The organism is Klebsiella sp. Shm-1 (assembly GCF_040804525.1).
Lineage (GTDB): Bacteria > Pseudomonadota > Gammaproteobacteria > Enterobacterales > Enterobacteriaceae > Klebsiella > Klebsiella pneumoniae.
On record NZ_CP161823.1, the window covers coordinates 1,035,128 to 1,049,220 of the forward strand.

A 14,093-nucleotide genomic window follows, 5' to 3' on the forward strand; every position below is an offset into this window, starting at 1 on the left:
CTGTCAAAAAGGCCCCCTCGAAAGTCGGGGCCTTTTTCTTTGGGCTAGCCGAGGCGGGTTTCCTGCAGATGGCGCCAGACAATTTTCCCTTCCGCTTGCTGAAAAATCGCCGTCGACCAGCGAACGTTCTGACTGCTATCCGCCAGCGTTTGGCTTTCACGATATAGCACTGCGGCGCCGTCGTGCCACTCGCTGATGATTTCCATCTGATCCACTACGATATCTAACCCCGGACGGCTGCCGCCGGCGTGATGGAAAAAACGGCTCACCGTTGGGTAGTCCATCTTCTCACCGCTCAAGGGGATCATGGTAAAATCGGCGGCAAAACGCTTCATCAGCGCCTCAGCGCTTCCTTCGCCATGGCTTAACCAGCGTTCGATAAGGACATGGGCATCGAGGACTTCCTGCAGATAAGGATTCATGACTTCTCCAGAGTGGTGTGCAGGCGATGGATAATCGCCCGATTATTCAGCCGCAGGCAAAACAGCAGCGGCAACAGGGTAATGACGGCGGCGCTAATAAATACCCCCTGCCAGGCGTAGGCCGGCGGGAATACCCTCAGCAGCAGGGCGAGCAGGGCGCTGCCGGCAAAGAAGCTGAGCTGGCGGTTAAGATTCCATAGCGCGCTGGCGTCAGGCATCTCTTCGGCAGGCGTATGCAGGAAAGCGCTGCTTTGCGCGGTGCTGCTGCATAAGCTGCCTCCGCCGCCCATCAGCGTAAAGGCCAGAATCAACAGCGCCAGCTGGCTGTCCGCATCGATCTTCAGCAGCAGCATGATCCCCATCGCCTGAAGCAGGCAGCCGATGACGACCAGCGGCCGGGGCCCGAAGCGGTTGAAATATCTGCCGGTAAAGGTGATGGCGGCAAACGAGGCCAGCGACCAGGGCACCATCAGGGCACCGATTGCTCCCGGCGCCATCCCGGTGACGCGTTGCAGGTAGTACATCCCCACCACGTTGACGCCAATAAACATCCCCGGCACGCAGAGGTAGATCAGCATCGCGAAGCGCAGCAGGGGATCGGCCAGCAGCGACAGTGGAAGAAAGCGAGTCGGGCGAACCGGACCGGGGGTGTCGTTCAGCCATCGCACCGCCAGCACAAAGGTTAGCAGAGCCACAGGCAGGCTGGCGAAAAAGACCCAGCGCCAGCTGAACGCCTCGACTAACAGGCCGCCGATCGCCGGCGAGCAGGCGGGGGCCAGCAGGCCGACCAGCATCACCGCCGCCGACAGCTTCGCCCGCTCATGCGGCTGAAACAGCGGCCACGTCAGCGCCTGGCCGAGGGGGATTAACAGCCCGCCGCCCATCCCCTGCAGCGTCCGCCATAAAATTAGTTCGCTCAGGCTGTTGGCAAGTCCTGCCGCCAGCGCGCCGAGGCTGAACAGCCCCAGCGAGAGTAAAAACAGCCGTTTCGCCCCCCAGCGCTCGCTGAGCCAGGCGCTGAACGGCACAACGACCGTCAGACCGAGAATATAGGCATTACTGACCCACGCCAGCTGCGAGACGGAAACCGCCAGCGCGCGGCTGATTGCCGGAAAGGCGATGCTGGCGATAAACATATTGATCAAATCGAGAAAAAAGCCGAACAGAAAAACGGTGGCAACGCGGTGGCGGTAGGTCATGGTTCACTCCCTCAGACAGGCGGCTACTGTAAACCTGCCGCAGCGAGGGATAAACGGGACTAATCGGGATATACTGTCTGAATATTTTTGACAATCATCCGGACGACGATGCTTAATCTTCAGCGCGTGACCATGTTTATCGCCGTGGTAGATGCCGGCAGTTTCACCCTGGCCGCAGCGGCGCTGGGGCAGACCAAGGCGGTGGTCAGCTTTAACGTACGGCAGCTGGAAAATGAGCTGGGGGTGACACTGCTGCTGCGTTCGACGCGGCGTTTGCGGCTCACTGACGCCGGGGTGCTGTTCTATCAGCGCGGGGTGGCGCTCCTGAACGCGGCGGAAAATCTCCAGGATGAGGTGCGGGCCAGCCATAGCGGCTTAAGCGGGGAGCTCCGGATCACCACCACGCCGGAGTATGGCGCGCAGGTTATCATTCCAGCGCTGGCCGCGTTCGCCCGTCGTCATCCGGCGCTGCGGGTGCGCCACGTCTCCTCCTCCCATCATGCCGACCTCATTTCAGAACGATTTGATGTGGCGATACGCCTCGGTACGCTGGCCGATTCCCGCTATCGTGCGACGCGGATAGCCAGTTTCGCGATCCTGCCCGTCGCCTCTCCGGCCTGGCTGGCAAGCCATCCGGTGCAGACGCTGTCCGATCTGGCGCAAGCTGAGTGGATTATTCACGAGCGCCTGCCGACGCCGCTGCGCTGGCAGCTGCGCACGGATCACCAGACAGAGGTGGATTTCGCGATAGCCAGCGCGCCGCGGTTTTCTGCTGATAGCGCTACGGCGCTGATGAGCTTTGCTCTGGCGGGATGCGGCGTCGCCTTGCTGCCCGCATGGCTGGTAGCCAAAAAGGTGGCGCAGCGGGAGCTGGTGCCGCTCCTGCCGGAATACCATTTCCCACAGCAGGGCGTGTATGCCCTTTATCCCGACTCGCAGCATTTGCCGACCCGGGTGCGGGCATTTATTGACTTCCTGCGCGAGAAGGTCGGTTAAGCGCCCGTTCAGGGCGCCATCATTTTGTGCACCAGCCGGGAGAACTGCTCGCGCTCGTCATCGCTCAGGCGGCCGAGAAACTCGTCATCGACCTCATTGCCCTGCGGAATGGAACGGTTAAGCAACGCCTCGCCTTCGTCGGTCAGATAGACAAAACGGCGGCGTTTATCGGCCGGATCGTGCTCCCGGCGCACCAGGCCGCGCGCTTCCATTCGGCTGAGCATCTCCGCCAGCGTAGCCTTGGTGCTGACCGCCGCTTCAATCAGCGCCACCTGTTCGATCCCGGGGTGCTCCGCTACCGAGCGCATCACCGCATACTGAGGTTTAGTCAGGTCCGGCAACGCCTGCTGCCAGCGGGCGGTATGCTGTTGAAAAAGCTGGCGCAGCAGGTGGAATGCTTCGTTTCGTAACTCCATGAATACTCCGTAACAAAACTGTCACCTCTATGATAGCCGTTCGTACGCCTTTTTATACCCTTTCTGCGTTTTGATTAAAAATGCGCACGTATACGAACGATCTTGCCAATAAGAGTTGGAGGGGGTAGTTTAAATATAAAGTTCGTACACGAACAAAAGTAATGAGGTCTGGAATGAAACTGATTATTGGGATGACGGGGGCCACCGGGGCACCGCTTGGGGTGGCATTGCTGCAGGCGCTGCGCGATATGCCGGAGGTGGAAACCCATCTGGTGATGTCGAAATGGGCCAAAACCACCATCGAGCTGGAAACGCCCTGGACGGCGCGCGAAGTGGCCGCGCTGGCGGACTTTTCCCACAGCCCGGCAGACCAGGCCGCCACCATCTCATCCGGTTCATTTCGTACCGACGGCATGATCGTTATTCCCTGCAGTATGAAAACGCTTGCAGGCATTCGCGCGGGTTATGCCGAAGGGCTGGTGGGCCGCGCGGCGGACGTGGTGCTCAAAGAGGGGCGCAAGCTGGTGTTGGTCCCGCGGGAAATGCCGCTCAGCACGATCCATCTGGAGAACATGCTGGCGCTGTCCCGCATGGGCGTGGCGATGGTCCCGCCGATGCCAGCTTACTACAACCACCCGGAGACGGTTGACGATATCACCAATCATATCGTCACCCGGGTGCTGGATCAGTTTGGCCTCGACTATCACAAAGCGCGCCGCTGGAACGGCTTGCGCACGGCAGAACAATTTGCACAGGAGATCGAATAATGGCTTTTGATGATTTGCGCAGCTTTTTGCAGGCGCTGGATGACCAGGGACAACTGCTGAAAATCAGTGAAGAGGTGAACGCTGAGCCCGATCTGGCGGCGGCCGCCAATGCGACCGGACGCATCGGCGACGGTGCCCCGGCGCTGTGGTTCGATAATATTCGCGGCTTTAACGACGCTCGCGTGACGATGAACACCATCGGCTCGTGGCAGAACCATGCCATCTCGCTGGGCCTGCCGCCTAACACGCCGGTGAAAAAGCAGATTGATGAGTTCATTCGCCGCTGGGATAACTTCCCGGTGACGCCAGAGCGCCGCGCCAACCCGGCGTGGGAAGAAAATACTGTTGATGGCGATGATATCAACCTGTTCGATATTCTGCCGCTGTTCCGCCTCAACGATGGTGACGGCGGTTTCTACCTCGATAAAGCCTGTGTCGTTTCACGCGATCCGCTGGATAAAGATAACTTCGGTAAGCAAAACGTCGGTATCTACCGCATGGAAGTGAAAGGCAAGCGCAAGCTCGGCCTGCAGCCGGTACCGATGCACGATATCGCGCTGCATCTGCACAAAGCGGAAGAGCGTGGGGAAGATCTGCCGATCGCCATTACCCTCGGTAACGACCCGATTATTACCCTGATGGGCGCCACGCCGCTGAAATACGATCAGTCTGAATATGAGATGGCTGGCGCGCTGCGCGAGAGCCCGTATCCCATCGCTACCGCGCCGCTGACCGGCTTTGACGTGCCCTGGGGTTCGGAAGTGATCCTCGAAGGGGTCATTGAAGGGCGTAAGCGTGAGATCGAGGGGCCGTTCGGTGAATTTACCGGTCACTACTCCGGCGGTCGTAACATGACGGTAGTGCGTATCGACAAAGTCTCTTATCGCAGCAAACCGATTTTTGAATCGCTCTACCTCGGTATGCCGTGGACCGAGATTGACTATCTGATGGGCCCGGCGACCTGCGTACCGCTGTATCAGCAGCTGAAGGCCGAATTTCCGGAAGTGCAGGCGGTCAACGCCATGTACACCCATGGTCTGCTGGCGATCATCTCCACCAAAAAACGCTACGGCGGTTTTGCCCGCGCGGTGGGCCTGCGGGCGATGACCACTCCCCACGGCCTCGGCTATGTGAAGATGGTGATCATGGTTGATGAAGACGTCGACCCGTTCAACCTGCCGCAGGTGATGTGGGCGCTCTCCTCGAAGGTTAACCCGGCGGGAGACCTGGTGCAGTTGCCGAACATGTCGGTCCTTGAACTTGACCCAGGCTCCAGCCCGGCAGGCATTACCGACAAACTGATTATCGACGCCACCACCCCGGTTGCGCCGGACCTTCGCGGTCACTACAGCCAGCCGGTGCAGGATCTGCCGGAAACCAAAGCCTGGGCTGAAAAACTGACCGCTATGCTGGCCAACCGTAAATAAGGAGAAGAAGATGATTTGTCCACGTTGCGCCGATGAAAAGATTGAAGTCATGGCGACCTCGCCGGTGAAAGGGGTCTGGACCGTGTATCAGTGCCAGCACTGTCTTTACACCTGGCGAGATACCGAGCCGCTGCGCCGCACCAGCCGCGAACACTATCCGGAAGCGTTCCGCATGACGCAGAAAGATATCGATGAGGCGCCGCAGGTGCCGCACGTACCGCCGCTATTGCCGGAAGATAAGCGTTAATGAAAGGGGCCCGCTAAGTCGGGCCTTTTTATATTTAGTACAATTATGGAAATTATTTTTTCAATAAATTAAAAAATTACGTGAAGGGTTAATATACTGAGATGACTTTGCGAGCCTGCATCCAGATTATTATAAATTCCGTCTGATTAATTCCTTGCAGATAAATTTCACGCCCTGACGAGTGTAGAATTGCGGCGGGTGCTTGAGGCTGTCTGGCCTTGAGCATTACCAGGACCCCAGACAGACGAAAGCCCCAAGAGATATTTCTATCAACTGAGGCTAGCGAATGAACATAGACAATTCAGATGTTAGTCTCTTCTTTGCAGGGAGGCAAGATATGCTGACAAAATATGCCCTTGTGGCAATCATCGTACTCTGTATTACGGTACTGGGATTTACGCTGTTGGTGCACAGCTCACTATGCGAGCTGAGTATTAAAGAGCGTAATATTGAGTTTAAAGCTGTTCTCGCTTATGAATCGAAGAAGTAGCATCCGCGCGAGGGCAATCCCGCGTATGGGTTGTCAGGACGCATCCTCTAGCACCCATTTTTTTGTTTACTAAAACGGCAGCGCTTCACAGCGCTGCCGTTTTTCACCTTAATGGGTGGCTAGACCAGGCTTTTCAGACGGTAGATCCACTCCAGCGCCTGACGCGGGGTCAGGGAGTCCGGATCAAGATTCTCCAGCGCCTCAACCGCAGGCGAGGTCTCTTCCGGGGCGGCGAGTAGCGACATCTGCGTGCCGTCGACCTGGGTCGCCGCCGCGTTGGGCGAGATACTCTCCAGCTCGCGCAGTTTCTGCCGCGCGCGCTTGATCACCTCTTTCGGCACCCCCGCCAGCGCGGCGACCGCCAGGCCATAGCTCTTGCTGGCCGCGCCGTCCTGCACGCTGTGCATAAAGGCGATGGTATCGCCGTGCTCCAGGGCATCGAGGTGGACGTTGGCGACGCCTTCCATTTTCTCCGGCAGCTGGGTGAGCTCGAAGTAGTGGGTGGCGAACAGCGTCAGCGCCTTGATTTTGTTGGCCAGATTTTCCGCACAGGCCCACGCCAGCGATAGCCCGTCGTAGGTGGACGTGCCGCGGCCAATCTCATCCATCAGCACCAGGCTATGCTCGGTGGCATTGTGCAGGATATTGGCGGTTTCAGTCATCTCCACCATAAAGGTCGAGCGGCCGCTGGCCAGGTCATCCGCCGCGCCGACGCGGGTGAAGATGCGATCGATGGGCCCGATCTCCACCTTCTGCGCCGGGACGTAGCTGCCGATATAGGCCAGTAGCGCAATCAGCGCGGTCTGGCGCATATAGGTACTTTTACCGCCCATGTTCGGCCCGGTAATGATCAGCATCCGCCGCTGCGGCGCCAGCTGCAGCGGGTTAGCGATAAACGGCTCTTTCAGCACCTGCTCGACCACCGGATGGCGGCCTTCGCTGATGCGAATGCCTGGCTTATCGCTAAAGGTCGGGCAGCAGTAGTTCAGGGTTTCCGCGCGTTCCGCCAGGTTGACCAGCACGTCCAGCTCGGCCAGCGCGCTGGCGCTGGTTTGCAGATCGGCGAGATGCGGCAGCAGCAGGTCGAACAGTTCGTCATAAAGCTGTTTTTCCAGCGCCAGCGCTTTGCCCTTGGAGGTCAGCACCTTATCTTCGTATTCCTTCAGCTCAGGAATAATGTAGCGTTCGGCGTTTTTCAGCGTCTGGCGGCGCACGTAGTGGATCGGCGCGAGGTGGCTCTGGCCGCGGCTGATCTGGATGTAGTAGCCGTGGACGGCGTTGTAGCCGACTTTCAGGGTATCGAGGCCCAGCCGCTCGCGCTCGCGGATCTCCAGTTTATCGAGATAATCGGTGGCGCCATCGGCCAGCGCCCGCCACTCGTCCAGCTCTTCGCTATAGCCCGGGGCGATGACCCCGCCGTCGCGGACCAGCACCGGCGGGGCGTCGATCACCGCGCGCTCCAGCAGTTCGCGCAGTTCGGTGAACTCGCCCATTTTCTCGCGCAATTTTTGCACCGGCTGACTGTCAACGTCGGCCAGCAGCTCACGCAGCAGAGGCAGTTGCTGCAGGGCATGACGCATGCGGGCAAGATCGCGCGGCCGGGCGGTACGCAGCGCCAGACGCGCCAGAATACGCTCCAGATCGCCGACCTGGCGCAGCACCGGCTGCAGCTCGGTATAGCGCTCCTGCAGCGCGCCGATGGTCTGCTGGCGCTCCACCAGCACGGCGGTATCGCGGACCGGCATATGCAGCCAGCGCTTGAGCATCCGGCTACCCATCGGCGTCACCGTACAGTCGAGTACCGAGGCCAGGGTGTTGTCGGTGCCGCCGGCCAGATTCTGGGTGATCTCGAGGTTACGGCGGGTGGCGGCATCCATAATGATGCTGTCCTGCTGGCGTTCCATGGTGATGGAGCGGATGTGCGGCAGCGAGGTACGCTGGGTGTCTTTGACATACTGCAGCAGGCAGCCGGCGGCGCACAGGCCGCGCGGGGCGTTTTCGACGCCGAAGCCGACCAGATCGCGGGTGCCGAACTGCAGGTTTAGCTGCTGGCGCGCGGTGTCGATTTCAAATTCCCACAGCGGGCGACGGCGCAGACCGCGGCGGCCCTCGATCAGCGACGATTCGGCAAAATCTTCCGCATACAGCAGTTCCGCCGGGTTGGTGCGTTGCAGCTCTGCCGCCATGGTTTCGCGGTCGGCCGGTTCGCTCAGGCGAAAGCGCCCGGAGCTGATATCCAGCGTCGCGTAGCCGAAGCCCTTGCTGTCCTGCCAGATGGCGGCCAGCAGGTTGTCCTGGCGCTCCTGCAGCAGCGCTTCATCGCTAATGGTGCCCGGGGTGACGATACGCACCACTTTACGCTCGACCGGCCCCTTGGTGGTGGCCGGGTCGCCAATCTGCTCGCAAATGGCCACCGACTCGCCCTGATTGACCAGTTTGGCGAGGTAGTTCTCTACGGCGTGGTGGGGGATGCCGGCCATGGGTATCGGTTCGCCCGCGGAGGCGCCGCGCTTGGTCAGCGAGATATCGAGCAGCTGCGAGGCGCGTTTCGCATCGTCATAAAATAGCTCGTAAAAATCCCCCATCCGGTAAAACAGTAGAATGTCAGGATGTTGCGCCTTCAGCTTGAGATACTGCTGCATCATCGGCGTGTGGGCGTCGAGATTGTCAATTGTGCTCATGGGGTGTTATCCAGATCCCTGATTTGAAATGGCTGCGATTTTGTAGTTGTCGTCGTTATCACATGGATGAGACATAATAACGGAGATGGGCAGGTGAGGGAAACCGACGAAAGCACGCGGCGCGATCCGGATTCCAGTTGCAGAGGGGGCGGGGTACCGTCACAGTAATTGAACCGCCGCCACGCGATCGTCTTCATACATTACGTTCGCCGTCGATGTTGTTCTGCCTTCTGGCCGTAGACCTCGTTACGACAACGGCTTGTGGTTGCTAGTCGTAAAGCCATTTACCTGCTTTTGCTGATTCGGCAAACATTTTGATAGTTAAAGGTTTACGCGTTTTTTCTACATCTTCTCGTTTTACTTTAAACCACCGAGTTAGCATTGGAGTATTCTCCCAAGGGAAATAACACGACCATTTAACACTGGAAAGATCAACATTAAATTTTTGTTCAAATTTATTTAAAGCGTCATGCAGATCGTCGCCGGGAGCATCAAATAAGTCATAATCAAGTTCCAATGGGATTTCTTTCCAATTTTTATCTAAACGGGTTGAGATCTCATCTTTAAACAAGTCTAAAACCTGATCTTGAATGCTTTTCATTAAAAGGATGTCCATTGTATACGGTCTTTGGGGCGAGCTATTAGGTTGTATTTTTCCTGAGTTTTTCTTGAAACTTGATAAATTGAGTTTACAAGTCCTATCCAACCTAACCACGGAACATAACGGGCGATAACAGCAGCAAGACTATTCGTTTTTCTCATTCTTACACCAACGGGTGTAGGAACCCTAATACCAAATGGAGTTTTTGCATTTCTCAGAAGCATCCTTCCATATTTAGAAACAACACTTGTTCCTTTTATTGCCTCTCCTGGCTTTGTTCTGGTTTTTAGCCAAGGTTGCCCGGCGAGGATAGCGGCACCAGATTCAATACCAATGCCAAGTTCGTCACAAAATTGTTCAAGAAAAATGACATCAAAAAGTTCACCAGCCGAAAGATTGGATTGTCCGTGATAGAAATAGGTTCCATTTAGTTCTTCTGTCGTATCCATTTGCTCATCTATTATGCTGTTTGTCTTTCATTCCAGGCATCGGTGAAAATTATATTTCCGTCACAATGTTTCCAGGTGATCTTCTCATATCTAAGTTCGACAGATTCAAGATGGTTGTTGTTCTTGTCTTCTGGGGAAGCCATTGTAGGAGATATTGATACGATTCGGACGCCTTCAAGTAGCATATTGAAGTATTCCACTTCTTGACCAGCATCGCTGATTTTATACCATTTGATTTCAGCAGATTTCAGGTTCTGACCAGTAGCTACTGCTTTGTAGAGGTATGGACTGGAATAGTCGAATTCTTTAACGATGATCATTGGTGAGTGCTGACGAGTGCCGGTAGGCTTGCCAGTGGCATTATCAGTGGGAATGGAGAGATTGTGATGAAACCCTTTAAATTCGATGCTGAACTCCCTGTCTGCAACATCACAACCACCTTTGATTAGTGCCCCACCGTCGTCGTATATCCACATATTACCTGGAATAGCCATGCTTCTTCTTCCCTCTATTATCATTAGTAAGAAAACAGTGTATCGAGTTGATTAAGCGCAGTAAATAATCAATGTGTCGTTTTTGGATTAATACGGGAAATATCTTCTCTGTAATGATGGTTTATATTTAAAAATAGCTGTCGTAAATATTTCATTGGGTTATTACGCCATTGGTATAGATTTTAAATATAAATGACCCTCAATAATATAATGCAGGCAATTATTGCCAGAAAGCGTAAGCGCGGCGCGATCCGGATTCCAGTTGCGCCGCGCGGGGATTATGGCGCCAGATAAACCTGGGGGACCGCGTTGTCCGGGTGCTGGACGAGGCGGACATCCGCCCCGTACCAGCGATGGATAACCGGCTGCTGGATCACCTCCTGCGGCGTGCCCTGGGCGACCAGATGTCCCTGGTGAAGCAACAGAATGCGGTCGGCCCACAGGGCGGCGAGGTTAAGGTCATGCAGCACCACGCAGACGTGCAGTTGCCCGCCGGCGGTGAGCCGTTTGAGCAAACGCAGCAGGTGCTGCTGATAGTAAAGGTCCAGCGCCGAGGTGGGCTCATCGAGAAACAGCCAGCCCTGCGGCGCGCCGTCGCGCCATAGCTGCGCCAGACAGCGGGCCAGCTGTACCCGCTGCTGCTCGCCGCCGGAGAGGCCGGGATAGCGGCGACCGGCAAGGCCATCGCAGCCGGTGACGGCCATCACCGCCGCCAGCACCGCCGGATCCGCCGTCGCGCCCCACGGTGAGCGTCCCATGGCAATGACCGTTTCCACCGTCCAGTCGGCCTGCAGGGCCGTTCGCTGCAGCATGACCGCCCGCCGGCGCGACAGCGCCTCGGGGGACCAGGCCTCCAGCGGCTTGCCTGCAAGATGGCGGGTGCCGCTGTCCGGAGTCAGATAGCCGGTCAACAGGCGCAGCAGAGTGGATTTCCCGGCGCCGTTCGGCCCGATAAGCGCCGTCATCTCGCCGCCGCGCAGCGCGACGGAGACGTTGTCGATAATCTGTCGTTTACCAAGGTGAAGTGACAGCCCCTGGGCGCAGTATTCATTAACCATGTCTGGAGTTCTCCCGACGAAAGACCAGCCACAGAAACCAGGGGGCGCCCAGCAGGCTGGTGAGCAGACCGACCGGTATCTCCGCCGGCGCCGCCACGGTGCGGGCCAGGGTGTCGGCCAGCAGAAGCAGGATCGCGCCGGCCAGCAGCGAGCCGGGGATCAGTCCGCGATGGTCCGGTCCCAGCCACAGGCGCATCAGGTGCGGCACCACCAGGCCGATAAAGCCGATGACTCCGCTGATGGCCACCGCGACGGCCACCAGCACCGCGCTGCACAGCAGCAGCCAGCGCTGCAGCGCCTGCACGTTGACCCCAAGATAGTGCGCCTCTTCATCGCCAAGCTGCAGCAGATTGAGGCGGGACGCCATCCACCACACCGCCAGCGCCGCCGGGATAATCAAGGTCGCGGCCACCAGCAGCGTCGGCCATTCGGCCTGGCCCAGACTGCCCATTCCCCACAGCGACAGCTGGCGCAGCTGGGCGTCATTGCTCAGCCAGGACAGGACGCCGACCAGCGCGCCGCACAGCGCGTTGATGGCGATCCCCACCAGCAGCAGGCGCGACAGCGAACCCTCCTCCGCCCGACTGAGGATGAAAATCACCACCATCACCGCCAGGCTGCCAATAAACGCCGCCAGCATCGGCATATACAGAGCGATCAGCCCCGCAGCGGAGAACGGGAGCACCAGCCAGCTGGCCACCGCCAGCGCGGCGCCGCTGCTGATGCCCAGCAGGCCCGGGTCGGCAAGCGGGTTGCGAAACAGCCCCTGCATCACGCAGCCGGAGAGGGCCAGCGCCGCGCCCACCAGCAGGGCCAGCAGCACCCGCGGCAGACGGATGGTCAGCCAGATATGGCGCAGCATGTCATCCCCGGAAGGCAGCAGGTTGACCAGCGGCAAGCGCATGGCGCCGAGGGTGGTGGCAAACAACGTCAGGGAGACCAGCAGCAGCGTCATCAGCAGCAAACGGCGAGCGAGGGCAGGGCGCATCAGGGCAACTGCTCCGCTTTATTTCTCAGCGCGATTATCGCCTGCGGTGTGCGCGGCCCGAAGCCCAGCAGGGCCATATCGTCGATCGTCAGCAGCTGTTTATGACGCCCCGCCGGGGTCTGCGCCAGGCCGGGCAGTTTCCACAGCCCGGCTTCGCCGCCCATCCCTTTGAGACCATCGGCGGAGATCACCACCAGATCCGCCTGGCTGGCGGCGACCCCTTCCTGCGACATGGCGCGATAGTGGTCGAAGCCCTGCATCGCGTTCTGCAATCCGGCGGCGCGAATGGCGCCATCGGCCGCGGTATGCTGTCCGGCCACCAGGGTATTCATTCCGCCGTGGCTGAGAATAAACAGCACCCGCTTAGCAACCGGCTGCGTTGGAATGGCGGCGATCTGCTGCTGAAGCTGCTGGCGCAGCGCGTCGCCTGCCGCCGTTTTGCCTAACGCTTCGGCAATGACAGCAACTTTGTTATCGATCGCGGACAGACTTTCGCCGCCCGGCACGTTCACCACCTTCACCCCGCTCGCCTGCACTTTGTGTAAGACCAGCGAGGGCTGCGCCTGGGCGCTCGCTAACACCAGCTGCGGGCGTAACGCGAGGATCCCCTCGGCGTTCAGCTGTCGCAGGTAGCCGACGTCCGGCAACTTTTGCGCCGCCGGGGGCCAGCTGCTGGTGCTGTCCCGCGCCACCAGGCTCTCCTCCGCGTGAAGGGCATAAACGATCTCAGTGACATCTCCGCCGAGTGTGACGAGCCGCTCAACGGCGGCGTGACTCAGCAGCGGGAAAGCGATCAAGAGCAGTAACCAGCGCATCATGCGGGCTGCCCTTCACGGGTCAGGCGGTCTACCTGCTGGCGCCATTGCGTCTGCTCGGGGTGCCCCTCGCTGCGCTGGCCGTAGAGCTGGGCAATCTGGGTGCCGTCTTTAGCGAACAGTTCGACGCTGGTGACGTGTCCGTCCGAAGTCGGCTTGCGGGTCACCCACACTTCATCGACGCTCTCTTCGCGCAGATGCAGGGTAAAAGTAGTATTGAAGATATTCAGCCAGCCGCGCATGGTGGCCAGCTTTTCCAGGGCGCCGGTAAAGATCTGCACGCAGCCGCGATTGCCGACGAAAATCATGATTTCATTGCCCTCCTGGCGCACCGTCTCCAGCAGCGACGGCAGCGCATGGCGATCCACGTGGCAGGCGAGGTCGTCGCTCACCAGACGGAAGGCCTGCTGGCGGGAAAGCTGATATTTACGCAGCAGACCGAAGAACTGGTGAACGTCGGTCATCGCGCGCCAGTCGTTCTCCAGGGCGGCGCCGTCGGCGGTATCGGCATATTTCACCGGCTCCAGCGGGCGCAGGGTCAGCGGTGCCGGCGCCGCCACCCGATATTCCGCGATCAGGGTCTCCCAGGCCGCCATGTCGGTCTGCGTGGTCGCATAGACTTTCAGCAGGGCGTCGCCGTGGTGGTCGAAAAACTGGATGCTCTGACGGCCATTATCGTTCAGATGGAAGGCGCTGGCCCACTGGCTGAGGAACAGACGCAGGTCGAGCGCGCGCGGGTTCAGCACCAGCCCGGCGTGGCCGCTGAGGTGCTGGTGCGTGAACTGGCCCACCTGCTCATGCACGGCATACTCGTTGCGGCAGATGCATTTGGTTTCGCCGACGCGCTCCAGGGCGGCAATCAGCGCCCGGGCGTCATCGCTCAGGCGCACGGCATCATGGCCGAGGCGGGCGGCGGTCAGCTCGGCTTCGCTGATCCCCATTTCCGCGGCGATATCGCGGGCATATTTCGCGGTACTGGCCGCTTTGGTGGCCTGGTAGCGCTGCCACAGGTCAGGGTGTGCATTTGGCATAATCATATCCTT

The 14,093-nt window shown here is 58.9% G+C and carries 16 protein-coding genes; 5 read left to right on the plus strand and 11 right to left on the minus strand.

Going from position 1 to position 14,093, the window contains the following annotated elements; all coding sequences use genetic code 11:
• Positions 1-44 precede the first annotated feature (44 nt).
• The gene (locus tag AB1E37_RS05110) at positions 45-422 is read right to left on the minus strand and encodes a hypothetical protein (protein WP_002915104.1); all 378 of its coding nucleotides are present in this window, start codon (positions 420-422) and stop codon (positions 45-47) included.
• Entirely contained in the window at positions 419-1,621 is a 1,203-nt protein-coding gene (locus tag AB1E37_RS05115; protein ID WP_032448047.1) for an MFS transporter, read from the minus strand. The genes AB1E37_RS05110 and AB1E37_RS05115 overlap by 4 nt, the downstream gene beginning before the upstream one ends.
• A 108-nt stretch (positions 1,622-1,729) precedes the next feature.
• Between AB1E37_RS05115 and AB1E37_RS05120 the strand changes: the two genes are divergently transcribed.
• Positions 1,730-2,617: a LysR family transcriptional regulator gene (locus AB1E37_RS05120; RefSeq protein ID WP_004181081.1), complete on the plus strand. Its 888-nt coding sequence runs from the start codon at positions 1,730-1,732 to the stop codon at positions 2,615-2,617.
• Between the two features lie 8 nt (positions 2,618-2,625).
• Here the strand turns inward: AB1E37_RS05120 and AB1E37_RS05125 are convergent, their stop codons facing one another.
• On the minus strand, positions 2,626-3,033 hold the full coding sequence (locus AB1E37_RS05125) for a MarR family winged helix-turn-helix transcriptional regulator (protein ID WP_002915102.1): 408 nt from the start codon (positions 3,031-3,033) through the stop codon (positions 2,626-2,628).
• A gap of 173 nt (positions 3,034-3,206) precedes the next feature.
• Here AB1E37_RS05125 and AB1E37_RS05130 point away from each other — a divergent pair, with 173 nt between their 5' ends.
• From AB1E37_RS05130 to AB1E37_RS05145, 4 genes are all read left to right on the plus strand, one after another.
• Positions 3,207-3,800 carry a non-oxidative hydroxyarylic acid decarboxylases subunit B gene (locus AB1E37_RS05130; RefSeq protein ID WP_002915099.1) on the plus strand — a complete coding sequence of 198 codons (594 nt, stop codon included), beginning with the start codon at positions 3,207-3,209 and terminating at the stop codon, positions 3,798-3,800.
• The gene (locus AB1E37_RS05135; RefSeq protein WP_023285499.1) at positions 3,800-5,227 is read left to right on the plus strand and encodes a non-oxidative hydroxyarylic acid decarboxylases subunit C; all 1,428 of its coding nucleotides are present in this window, start codon (positions 3,800-3,802) and stop codon (positions 5,225-5,227) included. The genes AB1E37_RS05130 and AB1E37_RS05135 overlap by 1 nt, the downstream gene beginning before the upstream one ends.
• 10 nt (positions 5,228-5,237) lie before the next feature.
• A complete protein-coding gene (locus AB1E37_RS05140) occupies positions 5,238-5,474 on the plus strand; it encodes a non-oxidative hydroxyarylic acid decarboxylases subunit D (RefSeq protein WP_002915098.1) in 237 nt (78 codons plus the stop codon).
• Between the two features lie 337 nt (positions 5,475-5,811).
• On the plus strand, positions 5,812-5,964 hold the full coding sequence (locus AB1E37_RS05145) for a Hok/Gef family protein (protein WP_002915097.1): 153 nt from the start codon (positions 5,812-5,814) through the stop codon (positions 5,962-5,964).
• A 119-nt stretch (positions 5,965-6,083) separates the two neighbouring features.
• Here AB1E37_RS05145 and mutS read toward each other — a convergent pair whose 3' ends face one another.
• The 8 genes from mutS to AB1E37_RS05185 all read right to left on the minus strand — a co-directional run bounded on the left by mutS (position 6,084) and on the right by AB1E37_RS05185 (position 14,081).
• Positions 6,084-8,645, minus strand: a complete 2,562-nt coding sequence (mutS, locus tag AB1E37_RS05150) for a DNA mismatch repair protein MutS (RefSeq protein ID WP_004151059.1) — start codon at positions 8,643-8,645, stop codon at positions 6,084-6,086.
• Positions 8,646-8,913: 268 nt separating this feature from the next.
• Positions 8,914-9,261, minus strand: coding sequence for a DUF1493 family protein (locus AB1E37_RS05155; RefSeq protein ID WP_008806210.1), 348 nt, complete (start codon positions 9,259-9,261; stop codon positions 8,914-8,916).
• Positions 9,246-9,695, minus strand: a complete 450-nt coding sequence (locus AB1E37_RS05160; RefSeq protein ID WP_004188736.1) for an STM2901 family protein — start codon at positions 9,693-9,695, stop codon at positions 9,246-9,248. The genes AB1E37_RS05155 and AB1E37_RS05160 overlap by 16 nt, the downstream gene beginning before the upstream one ends.
• Before the next feature lie 11 nt (positions 9,696-9,706).
• Positions 9,707-10,189 (minus strand): Hcp family type VI secretion system effector, encoded by a 483-nt coding sequence (locus tag AB1E37_RS05165; RefSeq protein ID WP_002915094.1) that lies wholly within the window; start codon positions 10,187-10,189, stop codon positions 9,707-9,709.
• Between the two features lie 278 nt (positions 10,190-10,467).
• Positions 10,468-11,247: a heme ABC transporter ATP-binding protein gene (locus tag AB1E37_RS05170; RefSeq protein ID WP_004149516.1), complete on the minus strand. Its 780-nt coding sequence runs from the start codon at positions 11,245-11,247 to the stop codon at positions 10,468-10,470.
• Positions 11,240-12,235, minus strand: a complete 996-nt coding sequence (locus tag AB1E37_RS05175; RefSeq protein ID WP_004174663.1) for an iron ABC transporter permease — start codon at positions 12,233-12,235, stop codon at positions 11,240-11,242. Before AB1E37_RS05175 ends, AB1E37_RS05170 begins: the two co-directional genes overlap by 8 nt.
• Entirely contained in the window at positions 12,235-13,053 is an 819-nt protein-coding gene (locus tag AB1E37_RS05180) for a hemin ABC transporter substrate-binding protein (RefSeq protein ID WP_004181072.1), read from the minus strand. The genes AB1E37_RS05175 and AB1E37_RS05180 overlap by 1 nt, the downstream gene beginning before the upstream one ends.
• On the minus strand, positions 13,050-14,081 hold the full coding sequence (locus tag AB1E37_RS05185) for a hemin-degrading factor (RefSeq protein WP_032448045.1): 1,032 nt from the start codon (positions 14,079-14,081) through the stop codon (positions 13,050-13,052). Before AB1E37_RS05185 ends, AB1E37_RS05180 begins: the two co-directional genes overlap by 4 nt.
• Positions 14,082-14,093 lie beyond the last annotated feature (12 nt).

Excerpts from the sequence above, each read along its gene's own strand:
- AB1E37_RS05110 (WP_002915104.1), bottom strand. The coding sequence starts at position 422 with ATGAATCCTTATCTGCAGGAAGTCCTCGATGCCCATGTCCTTATCGAA.
- AB1E37_RS05115 (WP_032448047.1), bottom strand. The coding sequence starts at position 1,621 with ATGACCTACCGCCACCGCGTTGCCACCGTTTTTCTGTTCGGCTTTTTT.
- AB1E37_RS05120 (WP_004181081.1), top strand. The coding sequence starts at position 1,730 with ATGCTTAATCTTCAGCGCGTGACCATGTTTATCGCCGTGGTAGATGCC.
- AB1E37_RS05125 (WP_002915102.1), bottom strand. The coding sequence starts at position 3,033 with ATGGAGTTACGAAACGAAGCATTCCACCTGCTGCGCCAGCTTTTTCAA.
- AB1E37_RS05130 (WP_002915099.1), top strand. The coding sequence starts at position 3,207 with ATGAAACTGATTATTGGGATGACGGGGGCCACCGGGGCACCGCTTGGG.
- AB1E37_RS05135 (WP_023285499.1), top strand. The coding sequence starts at position 3,800 with ATGGCTTTTGATGATTTGCGCAGCTTTTTGCAGGCGCTGGATGACCAG.
- AB1E37_RS05140 (WP_002915098.1), top strand. The coding sequence starts at position 5,238 with ATGATTTGTCCACGTTGCGCCGATGAAAAGATTGAAGTCATGGCGACC.
- AB1E37_RS05145 (WP_002915097.1), top strand. The coding sequence starts at position 5,812 with ATGCTGACAAAATATGCCCTTGTGGCAATCATCGTACTCTGTATTACG.
- mutS (WP_004151059.1), bottom strand. The coding sequence starts at position 8,645 with ATGAGCACAATTGACAATCTCGACGCCCACACGCCGATGATGCAGCAG.
- AB1E37_RS05155 (WP_008806210.1), bottom strand. The coding sequence starts at position 9,261 with ATGGACATCCTTTTAATGAAAAGCATTCAAGATCAGGTTTTAGACTTG.
- AB1E37_RS05160 (WP_004188736.1), bottom strand. The coding sequence starts at position 9,695 with ATGGATACGACAGAAGAACTAAATGGAACCTATTTCTATCACGGACAA.
- AB1E37_RS05165 (WP_002915094.1), bottom strand. The coding sequence starts at position 10,189 with ATGGCTATTCCAGGTAATATGTGGATATACGACGACGGTGGGGCACTA.
- AB1E37_RS05170 (WP_004149516.1), bottom strand. The coding sequence starts at position 11,247 with ATGGTTAATGAATACTGCGCCCAGGGGCTGTCACTTCACCTTGGTAAA.
- AB1E37_RS05175 (WP_004174663.1), bottom strand. The coding sequence starts at position 12,235 with ATGCGCCCTGCCCTCGCTCGCCGTTTGCTGCTGATGACGCTGCTGCTG.
- AB1E37_RS05180 (WP_004181072.1), bottom strand. The coding sequence starts at position 13,053 with ATGATGCGCTGGTTACTGCTCTTGATCGCTTTCCCGCTGCTGAGTCAC.
- AB1E37_RS05185 (WP_032448045.1), bottom strand. The coding sequence starts at position 14,081 with ATGCCAAATGCACACCCTGACCTGTGGCAGCGCTACCAGGCCACCAAA.